The 21,583-nt window shown below is 59.8% G+C and carries 15 protein-coding genes, 1 other RNA gene and 1 pseudogene; 12 read left to right on the forward strand and 5 right to left on the reverse strand.

Annotation, left to right across the window (positions count from 1 at the left end):
* The first annotated feature begins 12 nt into the window (after positions 1-12).
* From DNK89_RS22700 to DNK89_RS22720, 5 genes and pseudogenes are all read left to right on the forward strand, one after another.
* Complete coding sequence (locus DNK89_RS22700; RefSeq protein ID WP_110961950.1) at positions 13-1,428, forward strand: hypothetical protein; 1,416 nt, start codon at positions 13-15, stop codon at positions 1,426-1,428.
* 460 nt (positions 1,429-1,888) lie between these two features.
* Positions 1,889-2,410 carry a hypothetical protein gene (locus DNK89_RS24340; RefSeq protein WP_153064314.1) on the forward strand — a complete coding sequence of 174 codons (522 nt, stop codon included), beginning with the start codon at positions 1,889-1,891 and terminating at the stop codon, positions 2,408-2,410.
* 512 nt (positions 2,411-2,922) lie between these two features.
* Positions 2,923-4,041, forward strand: coding sequence for a hypothetical protein (locus DNK89_RS22710; protein WP_110961951.1), 1,119 nt, complete (start codon positions 2,923-2,925; stop codon positions 4,039-4,041).
* Between the two features lie 128 nt (positions 4,042-4,169).
* Positions 4,170-4,472, forward strand: a pseudogene (locus DNK89_RS22715) (transposase); the annotation flags it as partial.
* Between the two features lie 216 nt (positions 4,473-4,688).
* A complete protein-coding gene (locus DNK89_RS22720; RefSeq protein WP_161958970.1) occupies positions 4,689-5,924 on the forward strand; it encodes an AAA family ATPase in 1,236 nt (411 codons plus the stop codon).
* Between the two features lie 999 nt (positions 5,925-6,923).
* On the opposite strand, the gene DNK89_RS22730 is transcribed toward DNK89_RS22720, so the two are convergent.
* The 5 genes from DNK89_RS22730 to ompA all read right to left on the reverse strand — a co-directional run bounded on the left by DNK89_RS22730 (position 6,924) and on the right by ompA (position 10,923).
* Entirely contained in the window at positions 6,924-8,183 is a 1,260-nt protein-coding gene (locus DNK89_RS22730) for a site-specific integrase (RefSeq protein ID WP_110961954.1), read from the reverse strand.
* A 218-nt stretch (positions 8,184-8,401) separates the two neighbouring features.
* Positions 8,402-8,788, reverse strand: a transfer-messenger RNA (tmRNA) gene (ssrA, locus tag DNK89_RS22735).
* A 13-nt stretch (positions 8,789-8,801) separates the two neighbouring features.
* Complete coding sequence (locus tag DNK89_RS22740; RefSeq protein ID WP_015014426.1) at positions 8,802-9,476, reverse strand: HAD family hydrolase; 675 nt, start codon at positions 9,474-9,476, stop codon at positions 8,802-8,804.
* A gap of 1 nt (position 9,477) precedes the next feature.
* Positions 9,478-10,188, reverse strand: coding sequence for a bifunctional 2-polyprenyl-6-hydroxyphenol methylase/3-demethylubiquinol 3-O-methyltransferase UbiG (gene ubiG, locus DNK89_RS22745; RefSeq protein WP_110961955.1), 711 nt, complete (start codon positions 10,186-10,188; stop codon positions 9,478-9,480).
* A gap of 90 nt (positions 10,189-10,278) precedes the next feature.
* Positions 10,279-10,923: an outer membrane protein OmpA gene (gene ompA, locus DNK89_RS22750; protein ID WP_015014428.1), complete on the reverse strand. Its 645-nt coding sequence runs from the start codon at positions 10,921-10,923 to the stop codon at positions 10,279-10,281.
* 223 nt (positions 10,924-11,146) lie between these two features.
* Between ompA and gyrA the strand changes: the two genes are divergently transcribed.
* The 7 genes from gyrA to DNK89_RS22785 all read left to right on the forward strand — a co-directional run bounded on the left by gyrA (position 11,147) and on the right by DNK89_RS22785 (position 21,535).
* The gene (gene gyrA, locus DNK89_RS22755) at positions 11,147-13,813 is read left to right on the forward strand and encodes a DNA gyrase subunit A (protein ID WP_110961956.1); all 2,667 of its coding nucleotides are present in this window, start codon (positions 11,147-11,149) and stop codon (positions 13,811-13,813) included.
* 95 nt (positions 13,814-13,908) lie between these two features.
* Positions 13,909-15,018: a 3-phosphoserine/phosphohydroxythreonine transaminase gene (gene serC / locus DNK89_RS22760; protein WP_110961957.1), complete on the forward strand. Its 1,110-nt coding sequence runs from the start codon at positions 13,909-13,911 to the stop codon at positions 15,016-15,018.
* A gap of 65 nt (positions 15,019-15,083) precedes the next feature.
* A complete protein-coding gene (gene pheA / locus DNK89_RS22765; protein WP_015014431.1) occupies positions 15,084-16,181 on the forward strand; it encodes a prephenate dehydratase in 1,098 nt (365 codons plus the stop codon).
* A gap of 12 nt (positions 16,182-16,193) precedes the next feature.
* Positions 16,194-17,066, forward strand: a complete 873-nt coding sequence (locus DNK89_RS22770) for a prephenate dehydrogenase (RefSeq protein WP_015014432.1) — start codon at positions 16,194-16,196, stop codon at positions 17,064-17,066.
* Positions 17,067-17,201: 135 nt separating this feature from the next.
* Positions 17,202-19,232 carry a bifunctional 3-phosphoshikimate 1-carboxyvinyltransferase/cytidylate kinase gene (locus DNK89_RS22775; protein WP_110961958.1) on the forward strand — a complete coding sequence of 677 codons (2,031 nt, stop codon included), beginning with the start codon at positions 17,202-17,204 and terminating at the stop codon, positions 19,230-19,232.
* A 195-nt stretch (positions 19,233-19,427) separates the two neighbouring features.
* The gene (gene rpsA / locus DNK89_RS22780; protein ID WP_056063647.1) at positions 19,428-21,113 is read left to right on the forward strand and encodes a 30S ribosomal protein S1; all 1,686 of its coding nucleotides are present in this window, start codon (positions 19,428-19,430) and stop codon (positions 21,111-21,113) included.
* Between the two features lie 74 nt (positions 21,114-21,187).
* A complete protein-coding gene (locus DNK89_RS22785) occupies positions 21,188-21,535 on the forward strand; it encodes an integration host factor subunit beta (protein WP_192421921.1) in 348 nt (115 codons plus the stop codon).
* Positions 21,536-21,583 lie beyond the last annotated feature (48 nt).

A 21,583-nucleotide genomic window follows, 5' to 3' on the forward strand; every position in this document is an offset into this window, starting at 1 on the left:
AAGGAGAGGATGATGAAGCGAATGATGGAAATTCGACGCGCGACGGCTCCAATGCTTGCCATCGTGATGCTGGTCAGTGGGGCAATGCACTCCCATGCGCAGACGGCAGTGGACGATGCCGCAGCACTAGAAGCGCAAATCAAGATTAAGGAGCTTCAGCTTAAGTTGCTAGAGGCAGATCAGGCGCTAAAAAACACTGAGCTCAAGACGTTGGAACAATCTCAGAAACTGGTGGCCGCTCAGCGCTTGCTTGCGCGACAGGCGGATGCCGAGAGGCTGCTTGATCTTCAAGCTACGAATGCCGTCTCAGGGGCGCAGATTAGCAACGACTTACTACTAGTTACGAAGTTGAAAGACGCCTTGGGCAATGCCCCTCAGGTCGGGAAGGAGGGAGTTGTCAATATCACAGACGGTAGTAACACACAGCTATTGAGTACACGCTCGGGTAGCGCGTCCGCTACACTAAAGCTCGCGGCGCAGATCTGCAACGATCTCAAAACAGCAAACATAGCCGGGGCATATGTTGCTCCAGTTGGCTTCGATGAGAAAGTTGTGCGTACCAGTCTATTCATGACCGAGGTAGACGCCCTCAAGAGGTACGCAGATAACAATAGATCTACGCTTGATGGAGTGCGCCTGCAATCGGCTGCAGGAGTGTTGGCGGGATTGCAAGTAGCCCGCTACCTGATTGGCGGGGCACAGGACCTTGCAAAGACCTTCCGTTCCGACAACACCTTCGCCATCAGCGCCAACAACTCCCGTGCAACCCTGCTCGAGAAAACTGTCTCTGCGTACTGTCCCGCTCAGTTGGCCAACACTGACCTAGAGACCTCCCTCCGCTTGGGAATGAACTCGTCCACCTTGTCTGATTCGCTGAATACGCTAATCGATTTTGTGGACAGTTACGATGGAAAGCTGGCTGCTTTAAATTCTCAGCTTGCAGCCGCAAAAGAAGAGCTAGCAGCGGAGAAGGCAAAACCCAAGGAAGATCGATCAGAGGCAAGGATAGACGCGGCTGATCGAAAAGTTAAAGGCTTCCAACCGATGTCACTTCAGCTTCAACTCGTAGAGCCGGCGACAAAGCGGTTTAAGGCCTTCCTAGAGTCATTGAAGACGCGCGAGGCACAAGTCATCGAGGCGCTGGTATGGGCCAATTTCGATACGAAATGGAAGGCAAAACCGCGCCTGCAACTGACGGTATCGGCCCAGGACGTGCAGATCACTAAGACGTCAGCCTGGACGAGCCAGAAGATACTGGCCGCCGCGCATGTGGAGGCGTTGTACCACGTGATTGACAAGAACGGCCAAGTTTTGGTTAGTGGCGCCCGCGTCCAGTCCGCCGCTGCGCCAGAACTTGAGCTCTCCAAGGCCGGCCAGGACACCTTTGCTGGATGCATGGTCGCTAGCGGAGCAATGGCTTGCCCTTAGTCGGCGGTTTTCATTCGGTGCGGCGTTAGGGGCAATGCAAAACCTACTCGTGGCGGATGCGGAAAAAATTGGACAGCGTGAGGTAGTTCATTTGCTCTTGCGAAGGCAGGATGCTACGGCGATATCGCCGACGTACTGAGCTTTCGCGCCGCATGGATGCACGTGATTTGATCGTGGAGAGTTGGCTGGGCACGTCATCTTCGCTCAGGGGACTCCCAGTCTTTTTGGGGCGGCTTGTAATTTGTAACACCTAGAAAAACTCTGGACCCCGCTTCAGACTGGCTGCGAAATCTCAGTGGGGTCAAGCGGCGGCTGTGTGTCAGGAGTTGAAACTCGCCAGAAGATCGGTACCTAAAAATGTGCTGCCAGTTAAGCCAACAAGTTTTTTAAACAGGGGGATAATTTGAAAAGAGAGAGAAAAAATTACGAATTGGAGCTTGATCCATTTGCATGCTACAAAATGGAGTACATCCATGATAAAGCAAAAGCGAACTACGAGTCGACCGATAAGTGGCTTTATCTTGGCGCCGATGCCGGAGACCAGACCTTTGCCAAGGTCGGTATAACCATGGGAGATCTAACGTCACGGTCATCCAGCTCGACGAACCCGCGCTATCATATATTTTGTGCTTTTAAGTGCGATAACAATATAACCACGTCCACACTTGAAGGTATTGAGAAAGATGTTTTAAGCCATCTTGAAAGCATATTTCTCAAACCTGACGGATCGACTATGCGAGAAGCGCATTTTGAATCAGGGCGCATATCTGAGTGTTTTTATGGCGTTAATTTTTTGGACTTATTTTGCGCACTGCATTTTTACCTTCACGAGAAATTTGGAAATTATTTCGTAGGCAGTGAATTTTACGAGGATAATGAATTTAATTTTCATGCGGGTAATTATTTGGATTGCGAATTCAGTCCGCGCATATCGCTCATAGAGAGAAACAACCACATCAGAATGATTCTCCAGCCCATTTAAGCGTGTTACGAATTTCGCTTCGTGAGTACGAGGCCAAAGGTAAGTCTGCAAGCGCCCCGCAAGCGTTGCTCGATGTTTCGGACGCGGCTCTGCTGGGTCCATGGGTGGAAGGAGGCAGGTGAGGGACTTGGCCGTTTTGCAACAAAACAATGAGCTGAGCGTGGCTAGGCCCGCGACTTGCGCTTTTGGCTCGGTGTGCATCCGTGCGCAGGGCTTGCTCGAGCACCGGCGCAAATGGCGTGAGCTTGCAACCGGCCTTCTTGCATTCGTACTTCAGGGTTATGTCGCCGGTAGCCTTGAGCCACTTCTTGACCGTGTTTCTGTCTAGAGCGTGTTCTGAACTTTGAGCGCCGCAATAGCAGTCTGGCTAGAGTGCGGTGATGCCCCGCAAGGCGATGCCGCGTTCGGCGCTGGTTTGGGAGTTGGAGCCACAGACGTGCAAGCTTGGCTCTCAAACGGCACGCCAACGATGGGGTTGGCCGGCCGGCTTTTGAAGGATAGGGGGTGACGCGATGAAGCTAAACAAGGCTTGGTGGGAGCATCTGGCGCCGAAGTCGATGATTGGACGGCGGCGCGAGGTTGAGCAGCTGCTTGAAGACTTCGTGCGGTCCTCCGACTACGGGCTGGAATGGGCGCGGGTGGCTGCGAATCCCCACGGCGTGTTTCGGCTCAAGCCAGGCCAATTGATACCCGTGGTGCGCATGATTTTCATCGGCAACCGTCCGGGGTTCGTCTCTCCGTTCCGGAAACTCATGGATGGGCACAGAACGGTGGACCGCAAGCCAGAGTACGGTCTCGGCGCCCTGGGCGAAGGCGAGTTAGCTATCCAGCCTACGATTTCGGTGGAGGTCGTGACCGACCCCGCGTACTTGGCTGCGGCCATGCGCGGAGCTACACAGATTGACGAAAGCACCATCAGGAGCCCTAGCCTTGTATTTTCGGTGCCCGTGCACTTCCTGCTATCGCCCAAGCTCTACCCCGAACGCGCATACGTCCTCTACCAGCACATCTTCGGCGCTGGTGCGTCGTACCCCGACGACGGGTACTTTTATGTGGGTGTGTCTACCCGTAGCTGGCAAAAGCGCTGGTCCGAGCACCGTCGCGCGATTGAAACGGGCAGTCCGTTGCTTTTCCATCGCCGATTTCGCGAAGAGCAAGAGGGTGGGCGTCTCACGTACGTGCACCACAAGGTGATGGCTATCACCGACGATCTGGAGCAGCTCTACGAGGCGGAAGAGTTCCTGGTGGAAGGGCATTGGGATGACGAACGCCGGCTCAACATGGTGCCAGGCGGCAAGAGCGGCCTGCGCTACCTGCGCGAAAACGGATTGCTTTCGAAAGGCGTCGCTCCTCTGCCCGATGACCGCGACAAGATTCTGCACAAGTGGCTGAACGACCATCCCCGCTTGGGACTACCGGCGCCATGGGTCGCCGAAAAGTGGAAAGACAACGACTGGGCGATAGCGCAGATTTGCGGGCGGGACGGGCGCTTATCCGTGGTCCAAGTCAAGGCAATACGCGAGCTCGCCAAAAACCACACGCCCGAGGAAATTTACGTGCGCATCGGGGTGAAGGACGTAGGCCAAGTGAAACGCGTCTTGGATGGAAGAACCTACGCACGAATAGCCTGATCTCTCAAGCGGTGTACCAAGCCACCACGGTTTGCCCTGGTGGCTTTTCCCATGCTTGAACCGTTCAACAAAATCAGCCACTTAGAGCGCTATCTGAACTTTGAGCGCCGCAATAGCAGTGAGGCTAGAGTGCGGTGAGCGGACCGCGCGCAGGCTACGACGGCTACAAGCTCAGTCGAGGCAGCAAGGTGCATATGGCGGTCGACACGCTCGTCCACCTGCTCGCGGTGCGCGTCACTCCGGCCGACCAACCGGAGCGTGCTCAAGTCGACCACCTCTGCGCCGCAGTCCAGCAGGCCATGGGTCACACGATCGAGCTGGCATGGGCGGACCAGGGGTACACCGGAGAGAAAGCGCGAGAGGCCGCACAGGAGCATGACATCACACTGCAGATCTTGAAGCTGCCGGAAGCGAAGAGAGGCTTCGTATTACCTCAGCCAGGGCCATGAGATGTTGTTCGACGCGCGCACACGCTCGTTCCAGCACTCGGTGGCGTCAAATATGCAGGCGCAGATCGTACTTTGCACTGTGGAGCCGAACGCCTGGGTAAACTCTTCATAGGTGACTAGGTTGACGCCATCGAGCGCTTGGCCTGTGATTTACCCGAAAAAGCACACAATGAAGTAGCGGCGGGAGGTATGGTGGCAATGGCTACAAAGCAAGCTGACGACGGTTCTGGCCATGAAGGGCCGTCCGTGCAGGAAGGATTATTCAACAGTCTCTGCGAAAGCATTGATCGCTCTCTAGCCTTTGGAGCTGGCCCCTCCTTCACTTACTTGATCGGAAACAACGGCACGGGCAAAAGCCGACAACTTGCCCGACTTGCTGAGCATTTTGGGGAGAGCGATGCAAGTCATGCACCGAAGGTCGTCGGATGCATCTCGAATGCTGTTTACGACCGTTTCATACTGCGTTCGCACCATCGGGTCCAGTATCTTGGTGCGCGGACTTCGGGTAACGCTGTGTTCCACAGCGCAATTGATCGACAACTGACCAAGATCATCCTGAAGGGGATGGCGAGGGATAAAAAGGCCGTCGGTCGTCTGGAGTCGGCGCTCAAGCTTCGATTTGAGTTTTCCTTCGGGGAGGTCAATGGCGATTTGGCCAAGCTCATCGATCGGCGCAAGCTGAAGAATGCGAAGATTTCATCGATCTTGTCTCCTGAATCGAGAAAGACCCTTTCCACGCTCATGGGTCGATCGCTGACCTTTGCAACGTTGACTGGGCCGAAGATCGCCGTTTTGGCTGAATTCCTCGAACTAAATCCCGACGTTCAACTATCAGTCGTGAAAGACGGCGGTGAACAGCGGATCGACTTCAAGCAGCTGAGCACGGGAGAGCAGAATCGTGCTCTAACGTACGCAAAGGTCCTGTCTGTCGCGGGCGAGGGCAGCCTGATTCTCATCGACGAACCTGAGATAAGTCTTCACCTGCACTGGCAGATGGGGTTCCACTCTTCAATCGCCGACCTGCTGCGTACCTTCAAGAGGTTCCACGTCGTCGTCGCAACGCATTCGCCTCTCATCATCTCCGAGGGAGCCAAAAGCCCCGGCGCGTCGAAAGCTGCGGTCGTCGTGCTTGAAAAGAGTGATGACCAAGGTGCCTCTTCCGATGTGGAGATGCGTCAGCATCTTTTCAGTGAGATTGCCAGCCACGAGCGGCTGGTGTTGGACCTGTTCGACACGGCGACCTACAGGACCCCCGCAGTGGACTTCGAGATCACCGACGCGGTCTTGGAAGCAGTCGATCACCCTCAGCTTTTGAATCAAGTCTTGAAACGCCTTGACGCGCTTGAAGGTAAAGAGGGTCTGACCAAATCCGATTTGACGCACATCCGGGAAGCCATTCGGCTCGTAAAAAATCAGTCATTGACTAGTGACTAGTAGGTACGATTCGAATGAAGACATTGTGCAAATCTGATACCGAGACCGAGGCTCTCAATCGGCTCACTAACCTCGTGAAGGATGGCACGCTGTCCAGCACAAATGCTTGGACGTGTTTTTCCGTACCCAAGAGTTCTCACCAGTTCGGCAAACCAATTGTTCCGCCGGTGGTCTTTTCGGAAGCAGAACAAGCCTCACTAAAGGCGATCAAAAAACGGCTCGTGTCGTACTTGGTTCAGAGTGGAAGAGGAGCATGCGCATATTGCAAGCGACCGGTCGGACGCTACGGCTTTGGATGGCACCTCGAACACGTGTACGCAAAGTCGCGCTTTCCTTCCAAGACATTCGTGCTGTCGAATCTGACTATCGGATGCGTCGACTGCAATAGGTGGAAGGCCACCTCGGTCGACAGGACATGCACGGAAGGACAGCTTGGAATCATCGACCCTACGACAAAGAACTTTCGCTACGGAAAGTACATAAAGTACGTCCACATTGCAACCGAGTCTCTGAGCCTCGTTAAATATCTGCCACAGCACCCAATTGGTGAGCACACCTGGACGAGTCTCAGGTTTTCGGAGATCGAAAGGGCCACCTTAATTGACAGCATGAACGCTGAGATGGCCTGCCTTCACGCTCGCGTGAATGACTTTTTGCTCGACCGAGATCCGAGTGATGAGGATGACCAGATAGCGACCCTGTTGCGGAAGCTTCAGAGCGCCATGTACCGACTTAAGTAGGCCACTCGCAAGGCGTGGTGAAACTGATCCCCTGCAATTGACTTTCTTGCCGCTTGCGGGGCACCAGGCCGAGTGACTGTTTTACGGCGGTCAGCTGAATTGCGCCCGCTCGGGCGAAGGTTCGCAACCGCTGCAGAACGGCCATTTACACCGCCAAGCTCACACGCTTTGCCGACAGGGTCTCAACATTCAATTGAAGAGAAACTGCCATCGATTCATGGCAAACCACCGCAATGACCAAGTCCAGCGAAATGGCAGATCAGGTACTTGCATTGCCAAGAGTTTTGGAAGTCGTCTTGCCTGCTGCTTTGCCTTCCCTCAGTCTGTCCAGATAGTCTGCCCACCGCTGCATCATTTTCGTTCGATGGGCTAGGTACTGTGTCCTGTTGTAAGCGCGCCCATTGGCGTCCTTCACGGCGTGAGCCAGCTGCGCCTCAATCACCAACGGGTCGACATCCAATCGCTCCGCCAGCATTGTTCGCGCCGTGGCGCGAAAGCCATGCCATGTTTGGATCTCCGGCGTATAGCCCATGGTGATGAGTGCGGTTCGCACTGAGTTCTCTGAAATAGGCCGACTGTGGTTGCGCTCACCAGGAAACACCAAGGCGCTGCGGCCCGTCAACGGATACAGCTCCCGTAACACTTTCACAGCCTGGGTTGAAAGAGGCACCAGGTGTGGATCCCCATTTTCCTTCCCGTCTTTGCCCCGCTTCATCCGGGCAGCCGGAATCGTCCAGAGGGCAGCATCCAGGTCAACCTCGGCCCAAGCTGCACCGCGCAATTCGCCAGGACGCTGAAACAACAAGGGTGCCAACTGTAGTGCCGCCCGCACGATAGGCCCGCCCTTGTAAGCCTGGATAGCACGCAGTAACTCACCCAGCTTGACCGGTTCGGTAATGGCAGCGAAGTGCTTACCCCGGTACGGAGACAACGCGCCTTTGAGGTCTCCCGTGATATCCCGCCCCACCCTACCGGTAGCGACGCCATAGCGCCAGACCTGGCGAGCCAGCATCAATCCACGATCAGCCGTCTCTACAGCCCCGCGCTCTTCCACCTTACGCAGGGTTGCCAGCAGTTCCACCGGCTCAATCTCAGCTAGGCGACGCCCCCCTAGCCACGGAAATAGATCACGTTCGAACTGGCGCAGCGAGCGCTCCGCGTGAGAATCACTCCATAGAGGCTTCTGTTTGTCGTACCACTCCAGAGCGACAGCTTTGAAGGTATCCCCGGCACTGGCAGAAGCCTTCAGCCTTTCCACCTTTCTGGCATGCACAGGATTTATTCCTGTCGATTTCTGCAACCTGGCAGTATCACGAGCCTTGCGAGCCGCCGTCAGGCTGACCGAGGGATAGCTGCCCAGAGCCATGCGCCCTTCCTTGCCCTCATGCCGATACTTCCAGAACCAACGCCTCGATCCCCCGGGAGCAACCTCCAGATACAGGCCTCCCGAGTCCGACAAACGCTCCCGCTTCGATGTGGGGGAACAGACGGCGTTACGGCACTGTGCGTCGGTCAACATGGGGGAACACCTCCAGAGGTTTAGCTAGGATTCCCCCTCTGAAACGGGGGAACAAACGCCGCCAGTCTACCCTTTTCGGATTTTGTTCCCCCGTCTGTTCCCCCGCCTCAGCCTGGCTGCCAGGAGATCGTCCCGGACGTCTCCACACCGTAACCCATTGATTTACCAAAGAAAAAGGGCGTTCACCGGATGTTGGTGAACGCCCTTGGACGTCGTAATGGTGGAGCTGGCGGGAATTGAACCCGCGTCCGCAAGCCTTCGTCAGGCAGATCTACATGTTTAGCGGTCTGATTTGGATCTCGCTACCCATGTCGCGCAGTCGCACGCTACATGGGCCGCCAGCACCCTATTTTCTCGCCTCCACCCAAGGTACCCGGATGGAAGCCAGCCCATGTAATTATCCTTGCAGCCGGGAGGCACTGATTGCTCAGAACCCCCTTGCCCAGCCCATCGGCCAACTGTTGCAAGGCTCACTGGCAATTAAGCAGCGAGTGCGAAACGTTCGTCGTTTGCAGTTAGTTTGTTAAATCGAGATTTACGAGCGTGACTCAAGCTCGACATGCACCACACTGATCCCGAACCCACGTCGAAACCAGGACAGCCCCTAGGCTTTCTATTTTAGGCGCTCACGAGCAATTGCAAGAGCTCGCCAGGAGATTTAATTGCGGCGTGTGCACCCCACTCCGAGGGATCGGTCTTGGCGCCCAAGTAGCCGTAGGTGGCGGCCACTGTGCCCATGCCCGCTGCCAGGCCCGCCACGATGTCCCGTTCGTCGTCGCCCACGTAGATGCAATGCTCAGGAGCCACACGCAAACGGGCAGCCGCCTCCAGCAAAGGGGCAGGATGCGGCTTGGCGTGCGGCGTGGTGTCACCACTGACCACGGCCGAGGCGGTGGCAAACAGCGGGATGGCCTGCGTGAGCGGGTCCGTAAAGCGGGCAGCCTTGTTGGTGACCACGCCCCATGCCATATTGCGACCGAGAATCTGGCGAACCAATTCAGGCACACCGTCAAAAATGGTGGTCTGTTCGGTCATGCGGGACTCGTAGTTCACAAAAAACTCTTCACGCATAACGGCAAAGTCAGGGTGGTCTGGGCCCATGCCAAAGGCCTCTGCCAGCATGCCGCGAGCCCCGGCACCCGCCATGGGGCGGTATCGGGCGGGGGGTAGCGAAGGCAGGCCTCGGTCGGTGCGCATCTTGTCCGCGGCCGCGCCGAGGTCTGGGGCGCTGTCGATCAAAGTTCCATCCAGATCAAACAGAACTGCGCGAATGCCATGAAAAACGGTAGCCATATCAGCCCGGACGACGCGTCGCAAACAGGTAATTGACGCTGGTGTTGGCACTGAGCCAATAGCGACGCGTGAGGGGGTTGTATTCCAGTCCCTTGGTGTGCAGCACATCCAGGCCTGCACTGCGGCAATGCCCCGCCAGCTCACTGGGACGGATCATCTTGGCGTATTCGTGGGTGCCACGCGGCAGCATATTGAGCACGTATTCCGCCCCCACGATGGCCAGCATGAAGGCTTTGGCGTTGCGATTGATGGTGGAGAAGAACACCCAGCCACCGGGTTTGACCAAGGTGGCGCAAGCACGAACCACCGAGGCAGGATCGGGCACATGCTCGAGCATCTCCATGCAGGTCACCACATCAAAACCAGCAGGCTGCTCGACGGCCATCGCCTCGGCGCAGATTTCACGGTATTGCACGTTTTGGGTGCCAGCTTCCAGAGCGTGCAGTTGCGCCACACGCAGCGCTTTGGTTGCCAGATCGATGCCCAGCACATCCGCACCCTTGCGCGCCATGGAGTCGGCCAGAATGCCCCCGCCACAGCCCACATCCAGCACGCGCTTGCCAGTCAAGGCGCTCAGCCCATGAATCCAGTCAAGCCGCAGCGGGTTGATCTGATGCAACGGACGAAATTCACTGTCAGGGTCCCACCACCGATGGGCCAATTCTGAAAACTTGGCCAGTTCGGCCGGATCTGCATTGACGGTTTCGATCATGTCGCTGATTGTCCATGAAGGGAGCACGCGAAAAGCCCCAAACGCAAAAAAGCCCCGCAAGCGGGGCTTTTTTGTGAAGCAATCCGAAGATTACTGAGCGGCGCGGGTACCGACCACTTCGATTTCCACGCGACGATTCTTCGCACGGCCTTCGGCAGTCTTGTTGTCAGCCACGGGCTGCTTTTCGCCCTTGCCTTCGGTGTACACGCGGTTCTTTTCGATGCCCTTGGACACCAAGTAAGCCTTCACGGCTTCAGAACGACGCACCGACAGCTTCTGGTTGTAAGCATCGGAGCCGACGGAGTCAGTGTGACCCACGGCAATGATCACTTCCAGGTTGATACCCTTGACCTTGGAGACCAGGTCGTCCAGCTTGGCCTTGCCTTCTGGCTTGAGCACCGACTTGTCGAAGTCGAAGAAGGCGTCAGCAGCGTAGGTCACCTTGGTGGCAACGGCGGGAGCTGGTGCGGGTGCGGGTGCAGGGGCGGCAGCGGGTGCTGGAGCAGCAGCAGGAGCTGGTGCAGCGGCAGGTGCGGGAGCAGCGATTGCGCCGTCGCAGCCAGGAGCTGCCGTAGCAGGCGTCCAGTTGGCATCGCGCCAGCAGTATTCGTTGGTACCGTTCTTCCAGACCAGTTGGCCAGAAGCATCGCGCCAGTTGTCAACGGTTTGTGCGCCAGCGGCGGTTGCGAGCGCTGCAGAGGCAAACAACATCGCCACTTTGTTCAGTTTCTTCATGGTTCTCCTCTTGGGGAAAAAGCCGCAGCCGCGCTGCGAATCAGGACGCCTGGGGTGACCACCACCCTAAGCGTTCAAACGATTGTGCCATACGTAACAGGGCAAAAGCTGTGCACGCCGTTCGGGGCCCGTAGGACAAAACCTGAATTGCTTCGATATGTTGCGTCGTCGCTACACGGTCTTACGCCTAAAATGGCTCTCCTTTGCCGCCTCCGCCGTCCCAATGACCCAGTTTGCCAAAGAAACCCTGCCGATCAGCCTTGAAGAAGAGATGCGGCGCAGTTACCTCGATTACGCGATGAGCGTGATCGTGGGTCGTGCACTGCCCGACGCGCGCGATGGCCTGAAGCCCGTGCACCGTCGCGTTCTGTATGCGATGCATGAGCTCAACAACGACTGGAACCGACCTTATAAAAAATCGGCCCGTATCGTTGGCGACGTGATTGGTAAATACCACCCGCATGGCGACTCGGCGGTGTACGACACCATTGTGCGGATGGCGCAGGATTTTTCGCTGCGTCATATGCTGGTAGACGGACAGGGTAATTTCGGATCGGTGGACGGCGACAACGCTGCGGCCATGCGATACACCGAAATCCGCTTGGCCAAAATTGCGCACGAAATGCTGGGCGATATTGACAAGGAAACCGTCGATTTCGGCCCCAACTACGACGGCAGCGAAAAAGAGCCGCTGGTATTGCCCAGCAAGCTGCCCAACCTGCTGGTGAATGGGTCGGCAGGTATTGCGGTGGGCATGGCCACCAACATCCCGCCCCACAATCTCAACGAAGTGGTCGATGCCTGTTTGCACATGCTGCGCAATCCGGAGGCGAGCATTGACGAGTTGATGGAGATCATTCCGGCGCCCGACTTTCCTACGGCCGGCATCATCTATGGCATCAACGGCGTGAAGGACGGCTACCGCACAGGGCGCGGCAAGGTGGTCATGCGCGCCAAGTGCCACTTCGAGGACATCGACCGTGGCCAGCGCCAGGCGATCATCGTGGACGAGTTGCCCTACCAGGTCAACAAGAAGACGCTGCAGGAGCGCATGGCCGAGCTGGTGCACGAGAAGAAGATCGAAGGCATCAGCCACATCCAGGACGAGTCCGACAAGTCGGGCATGCGCCTGGTGATCGAACTCAAGCGCGGCGAAGTGCCCGAAGTGGTGCTGAACAACCTGTACAAGCAAACGCAGTTGCAAGACACGTTCGGCATGAACATGGTGGCGCTGATCGACGGTCAGCCCCGCCTGTGCAACCTGAAGGACCTGATCAGCGTCTTCCTGCAGCACCGCCGCGAAGTGGTGACGCGCCGCACGGTGTTCGAACTGCGCAAGGCGCGCGACCGTGGTCATGTGCTCGAAGGCCTCGCCGTAGCGCTGGCCAACATTGATGACTTCATCGCGATCATCCGCAACGCTCCAACGCCCCCGGTGGCCAAGGCCGAGCTGATGACCCGCTCGTGGGACAGCAAGCTGGTGCGCGAGATGCTGACGCGCACGCGCGCCGATGGCGGCGTGATCAACGCTGACGACTACCGCCCCGAAGGCCTGGAAAAAGAATTCGGCATGGGCCAGGATGGCCTGTACCGACTGTCCGAAACGCAGGCCCAGGAAATCCTGCAGATGCGCCTGCAGCGCCTCACAGGCCTGGAGCAGGACAAGATCGTGGCCGAGTACAAGGAAGTCATGGCGGTCATCGAAGACCTGCTGGACATCCTGGCCAAGCCCGAGCGCGTGTCGGTCATCATCGGCGACGAACTCACCTCCATCAAGCAGGAATTCGGCCAGCACAAGCTGGGCGCACGCCGCTCAATCGTTGAATACAGTGCGCAGGACCTCTCCACCGAAGACCTGATCACCCCCACCGACATGGTGGTGACGCTGAGCCACACCGGCTACATCAAGAGCCAGCCACTGTCCGAGTACCGCGCCCAGAAGCGTGGCGGGCGAGGCAAGCAGGCCACGGCGACCAAGGAAGACGACTGGATCGACCAGCTCTTCATCGCCAACACACACGACTACATCCTCTGCTTCTCCAACCGGGGCCGCCTGTACTGGCTCAAGGTGTGGGAAGTGCCCGCCGGCTCGCGCGGCTCACGTGGCCGCCCCATCGTCAACATGTTCCCGCTGCAGGACGGCGAGAAGATCAACGTGGTGCTGCCGCTCACCGGCGACATGCGCAGCTTCCCGGCCGACCGCTTCGTGTTCATGGCCACCAGCATGGGCACCGTCAAAAAGACAGCGCTGGACGAGTTCAGCAACCCCCGCAAGGGCGGCATCATCGCCGTGAACCTGGATGACGGCGACTACCTGATCGGCGCAGCCCTCACCGATGGCAAGCACGATGTGATGCTGTTCAGCGACGGTGGCAAGGCGGTGCGCTTCGACGAAAACGATGTGCGTCCGCTGGGCCGCGCAGCGCGCGGTGTGCGCGGCATGATGCTGGAAGACGGCCAGAGCGTGATCGCCATGCTGGTCGCCGAAGACGAAACGCAGAGCGTGCTCACCGCTACCGAGAACGGCTACGGAAAGCGCACCAGCATCGTCGAGTACACCCGCCATGGCCGGGGCACCAAGGGCATGATCGCCATCCAGCAGAGCGAGCGCAACGGCAAGGTCGTGGCGGCCACGCTGGTGCATGCTGACGACGAGATCATGCTGATCACCGACAAGGGCGTGCTGGTGCGTACCCGTGTGAGCGAGATTCGTGAGCTGGGCCGTGCCACGCAGGGCGTGACGCTGATCGCACTCGATGAGGGCTCCAAGCTCAGCGGCTTGCAGCGCATTGTGGAGAACGATGCCAATGTGACGGATGCCGAAGCCGATGGGGACGCCGGCCCAGACAGCGGCGGTGCATCCTCCGCCCCCGAAGCCCCCGACGCCTGACCACCGCAGGGCGTGAAGACGCCCCGCAAACGCTATCAAAAGCAAAGCATCAGGCGCTTATTCAATAAGCGCCTGATGCATTTTTAGCCTTGAACATGACACGCCCTTACAACTTCTCCGCTGGCCCCGCCGCCATCCCCTCCGAAGTCCTGGAACAAGCTGCCGCCGAGATGCTGGACTGGCGAGGCAGTGGCATGGGCGTGATGGAGATGAGCCATCGCGGCAAGGAGTTTCTGTCCATCTACGAAAGGGCGGAAGCCGACCTGCGCGAGCTGCTAGCCGTGCCGTCGCATTTCAAGATCCTCTTCATGCAAGGTGGTGGCTTGGCCGAAAACGCCATCGTTCCGCTCAACCTGTCGCGCGCAGGTGTGGTTGATTTTGTGGTGACCGGCAGCTGGAGCCAGAAATCGCAAAAGGAAGCACGCAAATACGCGTCCGAAGTCAACATCGTCGCCACGGGCGAAGACACGGGCTTTACCACCGTGCCGGACCCAGCCTCCTGGACGGTAAGCCGGGGCGCTAGCTACCTGCACCTGTGCAGCAACGAAACCATCCACGGCACCGAGTTCCACCAGCTGCCTGACCTCAAGGCTCTGGGCAGCGATGCGCCGCTGGTGATCGATTTCTCCTCGCACGTGGCCTCGCGGCCTGTGGACTGGAGCCGCGTGGGCCTGGCTTTTGGCGGCGCGCAAAAGAACCTGGGGCCCGCCGGCCTCACGCTTGTGATCGTGCGTGAGGACCTGCTGGGCCATGCCCTCCCCGCCTGCCCCAGCGCCTTCGACTACAAAATCGTGGCCGACAATCAGTCCATGTACAACACGCCGCCCACCTGGGGTATCTACATTGCCGGGCTCACCTTCCAGTGGCTCAAGCGCCAGACCGAAGGGGGCCTGACCGGCGTGGCCGCCATGGAGCAGCGCAACATTGCCAAGGCCACGCTGCTGTACAACGCCATCGACCAATCGCAGCTGTACGTCAACAAAGTGGCGGCCAACTGCCGCTCGCGCATGAACATTCCGTTCTTCCTCCGTGACGAAAACCGTAACGAAGCCTTCCTGGCCGGGGCCAAGGAGCGCGGACTGCTGCAGCTCAAGGGCCACAAGTCCGTGGGTGGCATGCGCGCCAGCATCTACAACGCCATGCCGCTGGCGGGCGTGCAGGCGCTGGTGGACTACATGCGAGAATTTGAGCAAAAGCACGCCTGAGCGCGCACCCGACACGACAGCAACAGAAAACGGCTCCCCGAGCACGCACCGCTACCCCACCGTCCATGAACAATCCGCAAGCCTCACCCGACCTCGCCAGCCTGCGCGTGCAAATCGACAGCATCGACCAGCAATTGCTCACGCTGCTGAACCAGAGGGCGCTGGTGGCCGAACAGGTGGGCGAGGTCAAAAAGCGCGAAGGCACGCCTTTCTTCCGCCCCGACCGCGTGGCACAGGTCATTGAGAAGATCACCAACGCCAATCCCGGCCCGCTCAAGGGCCCGCATGTGGCTGCCATCTGGCGCGAAATCATGTCCGCCTGCCTGGCGCTCGAATCGCCCCAGCGCGTGGCGGTGCTCGGCCCGGAGGGGACATTCTGCGAACAGGCCGCGATTGAATTCTTCGGCGGTGCGGCCGACCTGATGTACTGCGCCAACTTTGACGAGGTGTTCCACGCCACGGCAGCGGGCAGTGCGCAATATGGCGTGGTGGGCGTGGAGAACTCCACCGAGGGTGTGGTCACCCGCTCGCTCGACCTGTTCCTGCACACACCCACGCATGTGGTCGGCGAGGTCAGCCTGCTGGTGCGCCACAACCTGCTGCGCACCAGCAATTCGCTGGACGGCATCGAAGTGGTGCTGGCCCACCCGCAGGCACTGGCCCAATGCCAGGCCTGGCTGTCCAAGCACCTGCCGCATGCCGAGCGCCGCCCGGTGTCCAGCAACGCCGAAGGCGCGCGGCTGGCCACCACCAACCCTGCCTGGGCGGCCCTCTCCAGCGAGCGTGCGGCCACCCAGTTCGGCCTGCACATCGTCTCCCACGCCATTCAGGATGACGCATACAACCGCACGCGTTTCGCCATCATCTGCCTGCCACACACGCTGCAGACACCGCCTCCATCCGGCAAGGATTGCACCAGCCTGGTGGTCTCGGTGCCCAACCGGCCCGGCGCTGTGCATGACTTGCTGGTGCCGCTCAAGACGCACGGTGTGTCCATGACGCGCTTTGAGTCGCGCCCGGCCCGCACCGGCCAGTGGGAGTACTACTTCTACATTGATCTCGACGGTCACCCCGCCCAGCCCCATGTGGCACGGGCGCTGGAAGAACTGCGCAGCCTGTGCGCGTTCTACAAGGTCCTGGGGACCTACCCTGTCTCGTCATAAGGAGCCGTCGCCATGTTCGAACAATTGGGGCTGATCGGCTGCGGACTCATGGGAGGCTCGTTCGCCTTGGCCATGAAGAAGGCCGGGTTGGTCAAGCGCGTGGTGGGGTACAGCAAGTCGCCCTCCACCACCGACCGCGCCCGCCAGCTGGGCGTGATCGACGTCGAGGCACCCTCTGCCCTGCTGGCCGTGGCAGGCGCAGACATTGTGTTGGTGGCAGTCCCCGTGGCGGCTACCGAAGCCACCCTCAAGGCCATCAAGCACCTTGTCACCCCCCAGATGCTGATCATGGACGTGGGCTCCACCAAGTCCGACGTGGTCCAGGCCGCGCAGCGCTCGCTGCGGGATCAGGTGGGCTCCTTCGTGCCCGCACACCCCATCACGGGGCGAGAAGTGTCGGGCGTGGAACACGCGGAGGCCGACCTCTACAGCGGGCGCCAGGTGATCCTGACTCCCACCGAACGCACCCTCACCGCCCAGTTGCAGGACGCCGAAAAGATCTGGACGGCCTTGGGCTGCCGCGTGACCAGCATGTCGCCAGAGTCGCACGACGCGGCCTTTGCCGCCGTCAGCCACCTGCCCCATTTGCTCGCGTTTGCAATGATGAACAGCATCACCGGCCAGACGCACGGCGATGACTTCCTATCCCTCGCAGGCCCCGGGTTCCGCGACTTCACCCGCATTGCCGCCAGCGACCCCAAGGTGTGGCGCGACATCCTGCTGTCCAACCGCGACGAGCTGATTGCCCAGTCCAAGCTGTTCCAGCAGGCCCTGCGCAACATCGAGCAGGCCATGGAAAAAGGCAATGCCCAGGCGCTTGAAGACATGCTGACCCTGGCCAGCGAAACCCGGGCGCATTGGCGCATGGGCGCGAAGAGAAAATAACCCCCTGAGTCGCCTGCGGCGCCTTCCCCCAAGGGGGACGCACCCGGTGGCCTGGCAAAGCCAGTTCCACGGGTGCACTGGGATGGGCCTGCGCCAGTCATGACGGGCGCTTGCACCAATGGACGAAAGACACTGATGTACAGCACCGCATTCCTCGATCTCCCCCCTTTGCAAGCCGCTGCAGGCGAAGTCCACCTGCCAGGCTCCAAGAGCATCTCCAACCGTGTGCTGCTGCTGGCCGCGCTGAGCAACGGCACCACGACCGTGCACGACCTGCTGGCGTCCGACGACACGCGCGTGATGCTGGACGCCCTGCGGCAGATCGGGTGCACAGTGGATGAAGCGGGAAGCACGGTGCGCATCACCGGCCTGGGTGGCCGCCTGCCCCAATCCCCCGCCAAGCTGTTCTTGGGCAATGCGGGCACGGCCATGCGCCCACTGACGGCCGCACTTGCGCTGCTGGGCGGCGAATTCGAGCTGTCTGGCGTGCCGCGCATGCACGAGCGCCCCATTGGCGACCTCATCGATGCGCTGCGCCAGCTGGGCTGCCAGATCGACTACCTGGGCAACGACGGCTACCCGCCGCTCAAGATCGCCCATGGTCAGGGCGTGCCTCCGCTGGCGGTAGCGGAGCCCATCCGCGTGCGCGGCGATGTGTCCAGCCAGTTCCTCACTGCCCTGCTCATGGCGCTGCCGCTGGCGGCGGGCACGCAGGCCATCGTGATCGAGGTGGTGGGCGAGCTGATCTCCAAACCCTACATCGCCATCACGCTGCAGCTGCTGGCACGCTTTGGCATTGTGGTCGAGCACCAGAACTGGCAGCGTTTCACCATCCCGGCAGGCAGCCGCTACCAGTCCCCCGGCAGCATCCATGTGGAGGCAGACGCCTCGTCTGCTAGCTATTTCATAGCGCTTGGCGCAATTACATCAAGCACTAGCGGCCAAAAAGGCATCAAGATTCAGGGTGTGGGGCTGGATTCGATCCAGGGCGACATCCGCTTTGTCGAAGCAGCGCGTGCCATGGGTGCCGTGGTCACCGGCGGCCCCAACTGGCTGCAGATCGAACGTGGTGCCTGGCCCCTGAAGGCCATTGATCTGGACTGCAACCACATCCCCGACGCCGCCATGACACTGGCCGTGATGGCGCTGTATGCCCAAGGCACCACCACGCTGACCAACATCGCCAGCTGGCGCGTGAAGGAAACCGACCGCATCGCCGCCATGGCCACCGAGCTGCGCAAACTCGGTGCCGCGGTGGAGGAAGGCGCGGACTACATCCGCGTGACGCCCCCGGCCCAGGTCACCGACTGGAAGCCCGCCAGCATCCACACCTACGACGACCACCGCGTGGCCATGTGCTTCTCGCTGGCCGCGTTCAACCCGGCGCGTCTGCCGGTGCGCATCGAAGACCCCAAGTGCGTGGCCAAGACCTTCCCCGACTACTTCGAGGCCCTGTTCTCGGTCGCTCAGGTCGAGACCACCCACATCCCGGTGATCTGCATCGACGGCCCCACAGCCTCGGGCAAGGGCACTGTAGCGGCGGCGGTGGCGCAGCGCCTGGGCTATCGCTTCCTCGACTCCGGCGCTATGTATCGCATCACAGCACTTGCCGCGCTGCGGGCGGGTCTCGCCATCGATGCCGACCACGAAGCCCGTATCGCTACCCTGGCCCAGACGCTGCCGGTGCGGTTTGAGGGCGGCAAGGTGTGGCTGGGCAGCGACGACGTGACCGAAGCCATCCGCACCGAAGAAGCCGGCATGAACGCCTCGCGCGTGTCCGCCCTGCCCGCCGTGCGCACGGCACTGGTCGATCTGCAGCACAGCTTTCAGCGCCTGCCGGGACTGGTGGCCGACGGGCGCGACATGGGCACCGTGATCTTCCCCGAGGCCCCCTTGAAGGTGTATCTCACGGCCAGCGCCGCCTGCCGCGCGGAACGCCGTTATAAGCAGTTGATTTCTAAGGGTTTTTCGGCTAGTATCGAAGACCTTCGCGCAGATTTGGAGGCGCGCGACGCCCGGGACAGTTCCCGCAGCGTTGCTCCCTTGAAGCCCGCGCAAGACGCTCTGGTCCTGGACAACTCCGATTTGACGATTGAACAAGCCGTCGAAAAGGTTTTGGCTTGGTGGCAGGAGCGCCAGCCCTTCGCAGCTTCTGCGCAGCGCTGACAACGTGGAGCCTTCGGGCTCCAGGCAGTGCCGAAAGGCCTTGCCACAGGCCCACGCAGCCCCCATCGCGCGTCAGCGCACAGGTTGTGTGGATCGATAACCTAACCCGCGGCTATGCCGCAAAAAACCACCGCAAGCAGCTATAAAAACGGTAGCAATGGTGCTGCCGGAATCCTGTTTGTGGCAAGGAAACACATGTCCGAATCTTTTGCCGCCCTTTTTGAAGAATCCTTGCAGCGCACGGAAATGCGCCCAGGCGAAGTCATCACCGCTGAAGTCGTGCGCGTTGAGCACAACTTCGTGGTCGTGAACGCTGGTCTCAAGTCCGAAGCCTATGTGCCGCTGGAAGAGTTCAAGAACGACAAGGGCGAAGTCGAAGTCCAAGTGGGTGACTTCGTCTCGGTGGCCATTGGCTCCATCGAAAACGGCTACGGCGACACCATCCTGTCGCGCGACACCGCCAAGCGTCTGGCCTCCTGGATGAGCCTGGAAAAGGCCCTGGAATCCGGCGAATTCGTCACCGGCACCACATCCGGCAAGGTCAAGGGCGGCCTGACTGTCCTGGTCAACGGCATCCGCGCATTCCTGCCCGGTTCGCTGATCGATACGCGTCCGATCAAGGATCTGACACCGTACGAAAACAAGACCATGGAATTCAAGGTCATCAAGCTCGACCGCAAGCGCAACAACGTGGTGCTGAGCCGCCGCGCTGTGGTGGAAGCCTCCATGGGCGAAGAACGCGCCAAGCTGATGGAAACCCTGAAGGAAGGCTCCATCGTTCAGGGCGTGGTCAAGAACATCACCGAATACGGTGCGTTCGTGGACCTGGGCGGCATCGACGGCCTGCTTCACATCACCGACATGGCATGGCGCCGCGTGCGTCACCCTTCCGAAGTGGTGACCGCTGGTCAGGAAATCACCGCCAAGATCCTGAAGTTCGACACCGAAAAGAACCGCGTGTCCCTGGGTCTGAAGCAAATGGGCGACGACCCATGGATGGGCGTGAACCGCCGCTACCCCCAAGGCACCCGCCTGTTCGGCAAGATCACGAACATTGCCGACTACGGCGCGTTCGTCGAACTCGAACCCGGCATCGAAGGCCTGGTGCACGTGTCTGAAATGGACTGGACCAACAAGAACATCGCTCCCGCCAAGCTGGTTTCGCTGGGCGACGAAGTCGAAGTCATGGTTCTGGAAATCGACGAAGACAAGCGTCGCATCAGCCTGGGCATGAAGCAGTGCAAGGCCAACCCATGGCAAGAATTCGCACAGGACACGAAGCGCGGCGACCGCGTGAAGGGTCCGATCAAGTCGATCACCGACTTCGGCGTGTTCGTGGGCCTGGCTGCCGGCATCGACGGCCTGGTGCACCTGTCTGACCTGTCGTGGAACGAACCCGGCGAAGCCGCTGTTCGCAACTACAAGAAGGGCCAGGAAGTCGAAGCGATCGTGCTGGCCGTGGACGTGGACCGCGAACGCATCTCGCTGGGCATCAAGCAGCTCGACGGCGACCCATTCACGACCTTCGTGACCGTGAACGACAAGGGCCAGACGGTGACCGGCAAGGTCAAGACCGTGGACGCCCGTGGCGCTGAAATCGACCTCGGCGAAGACATCGTGGGCTACCTGCGCGCTTCGGAAATCTCCCGCGACCGCGTGGAAGATGCCCGCAACGTGCTGAAGGAAGGCGACGAAGTCACGGCCGTGGTGGTGAACGTGGATCGCAAGACCCGCAACATCCAGCTGTCGATCAAGCAAAAGGACATGGCTGACGAACAAGGCGCCATGGCCAACCTGAGCCAGCAATCGAGCCGCGAAAGCGCCGGCACGACCAGCCTGGGCGCCCTGCTGCGCGCCAAGCTGGACAACTCGGAAAAGTAAAGCGCTGACCCGTTAAACGGTCAGACAGCGGGCGCCTCGGCGCCCGCTCTTTTTTCAGCCAAGACTGCCTGCCCATGTCCCAAGATTCCATGACCCGCTCAGACCTCGTCGAAGAACTGGCCGCCCGTTTCGGCCAGCTCACCCACCGGGATGCCGAATACGCCGTCAAGACCATTCTGGACGCCGTGGGCGAGGCCCTGGTACGCGGGCACCGCATCGAGATCCGGGGCTTTGGCAGCTTCTCGGTCAACCACCGCCCTCCCCGCATGGGCCGCAATCCACGCAGTGGGGAGGCTGTGGCCATTCCCGAAAAGCGTGTGCCCCATTTCAAGCCAGGCAAGGCCCTGCGCGAAGCCGTGGACAAACGCACGGCCGAAATGGAAGAAAAGGCCCCGCCTGCCACAGGCACCCTGGGCAACTGATACCAAATTGATAGCAGCAAGCGCATGATTCACTAGCGCCTGCTGCCG

Source organism: Acidovorax sp. ST3 (assembly GCF_003231145.1).
In the GTDB taxonomy this organism is placed as follows: Bacteria; Pseudomonadota; Gammaproteobacteria; order Burkholderiales; family Burkholderiaceae_C; genus Acidovorax.

Bases quoted from the DNA above. Each gene is read 5' to 3' on its own strand.
- DNK89_RS22700 (WP_110961950.1), top strand. From the start codon at position 13: ATGAAGCGAATGATGGAAATTCGACGCGCGACGGCTCCAATGCTTGCC.
- DNK89_RS24340 (WP_153064314.1), top strand. From the start codon at position 1,889: ATGGAGTACATCCATGATAAAGCAAAAGCGAACTACGAGTCGACCGAT.
- DNK89_RS22710 (WP_110961951.1), top strand. From the start codon at position 2,923: ATGAAGCTAAACAAGGCTTGGTGGGAGCATCTGGCGCCGAAGTCGATG.
- DNK89_RS22720 (WP_161958970.1), top strand. From the start codon at position 4,689: ATGGCTACAAAGCAAGCTGACGACGGTTCTGGCCATGAAGGGCCGTCC.
- DNK89_RS22730 (WP_110961954.1), bottom strand. From the start codon at position 8,183: ATGTTGACCGACGCACAGTGCCGTAACGCCGTCTGTTCCCCCACATCG.
- DNK89_RS22740 (WP_015014426.1), bottom strand. From the start codon at position 9,476: ATGGCTACCGTTTTTCATGGCATTCGCGCAGTTCTGTTTGATCTGGAT.
- ubiG (WP_110961955.1), bottom strand. From the start codon at position 10,188: ATGATCGAAACCGTCAATGCAGATCCGGCCGAACTGGCCAAGTTTTCA.
- ompA (WP_015014428.1), bottom strand. From the start codon at position 10,923: ATGAAGAAACTGAACAAAGTGGCGATGTTGTTTGCCTCTGCAGCGCTC.
- gyrA (WP_110961956.1), top strand. From the start codon at position 11,147: ATGACCCAGTTTGCCAAAGAAACCCTGCCGATCAGCCTTGAAGAAGAG.
- serC (WP_110961957.1), top strand. From the start codon at position 13,909: ATGACACGCCCTTACAACTTCTCCGCTGGCCCCGCCGCCATCCCCTCC.
- pheA (WP_015014431.1), top strand. From the start codon at position 15,084: ATGAACAATCCGCAAGCCTCACCCGACCTCGCCAGCCTGCGCGTGCAA.
- DNK89_RS22770 (WP_015014432.1), top strand. From the start codon at position 16,194: ATGTTCGAACAATTGGGGCTGATCGGCTGCGGACTCATGGGAGGCTCG.
- DNK89_RS22775 (WP_110961958.1), top strand. From the start codon at position 17,202: ATGTACAGCACCGCATTCCTCGATCTCCCCCCTTTGCAAGCCGCTGCA.
- rpsA (WP_056063647.1), top strand. From the start codon at position 19,428: ATGTCCGAATCTTTTGCCGCCCTTTTTGAAGAATCCTTGCAGCGCACG.
- DNK89_RS22785 (WP_192421921.1), top strand. From the start codon at position 21,188: ATGTCCCAAGATTCCATGACCCGCTCAGACCTCGTCGAAGAACTGGCC.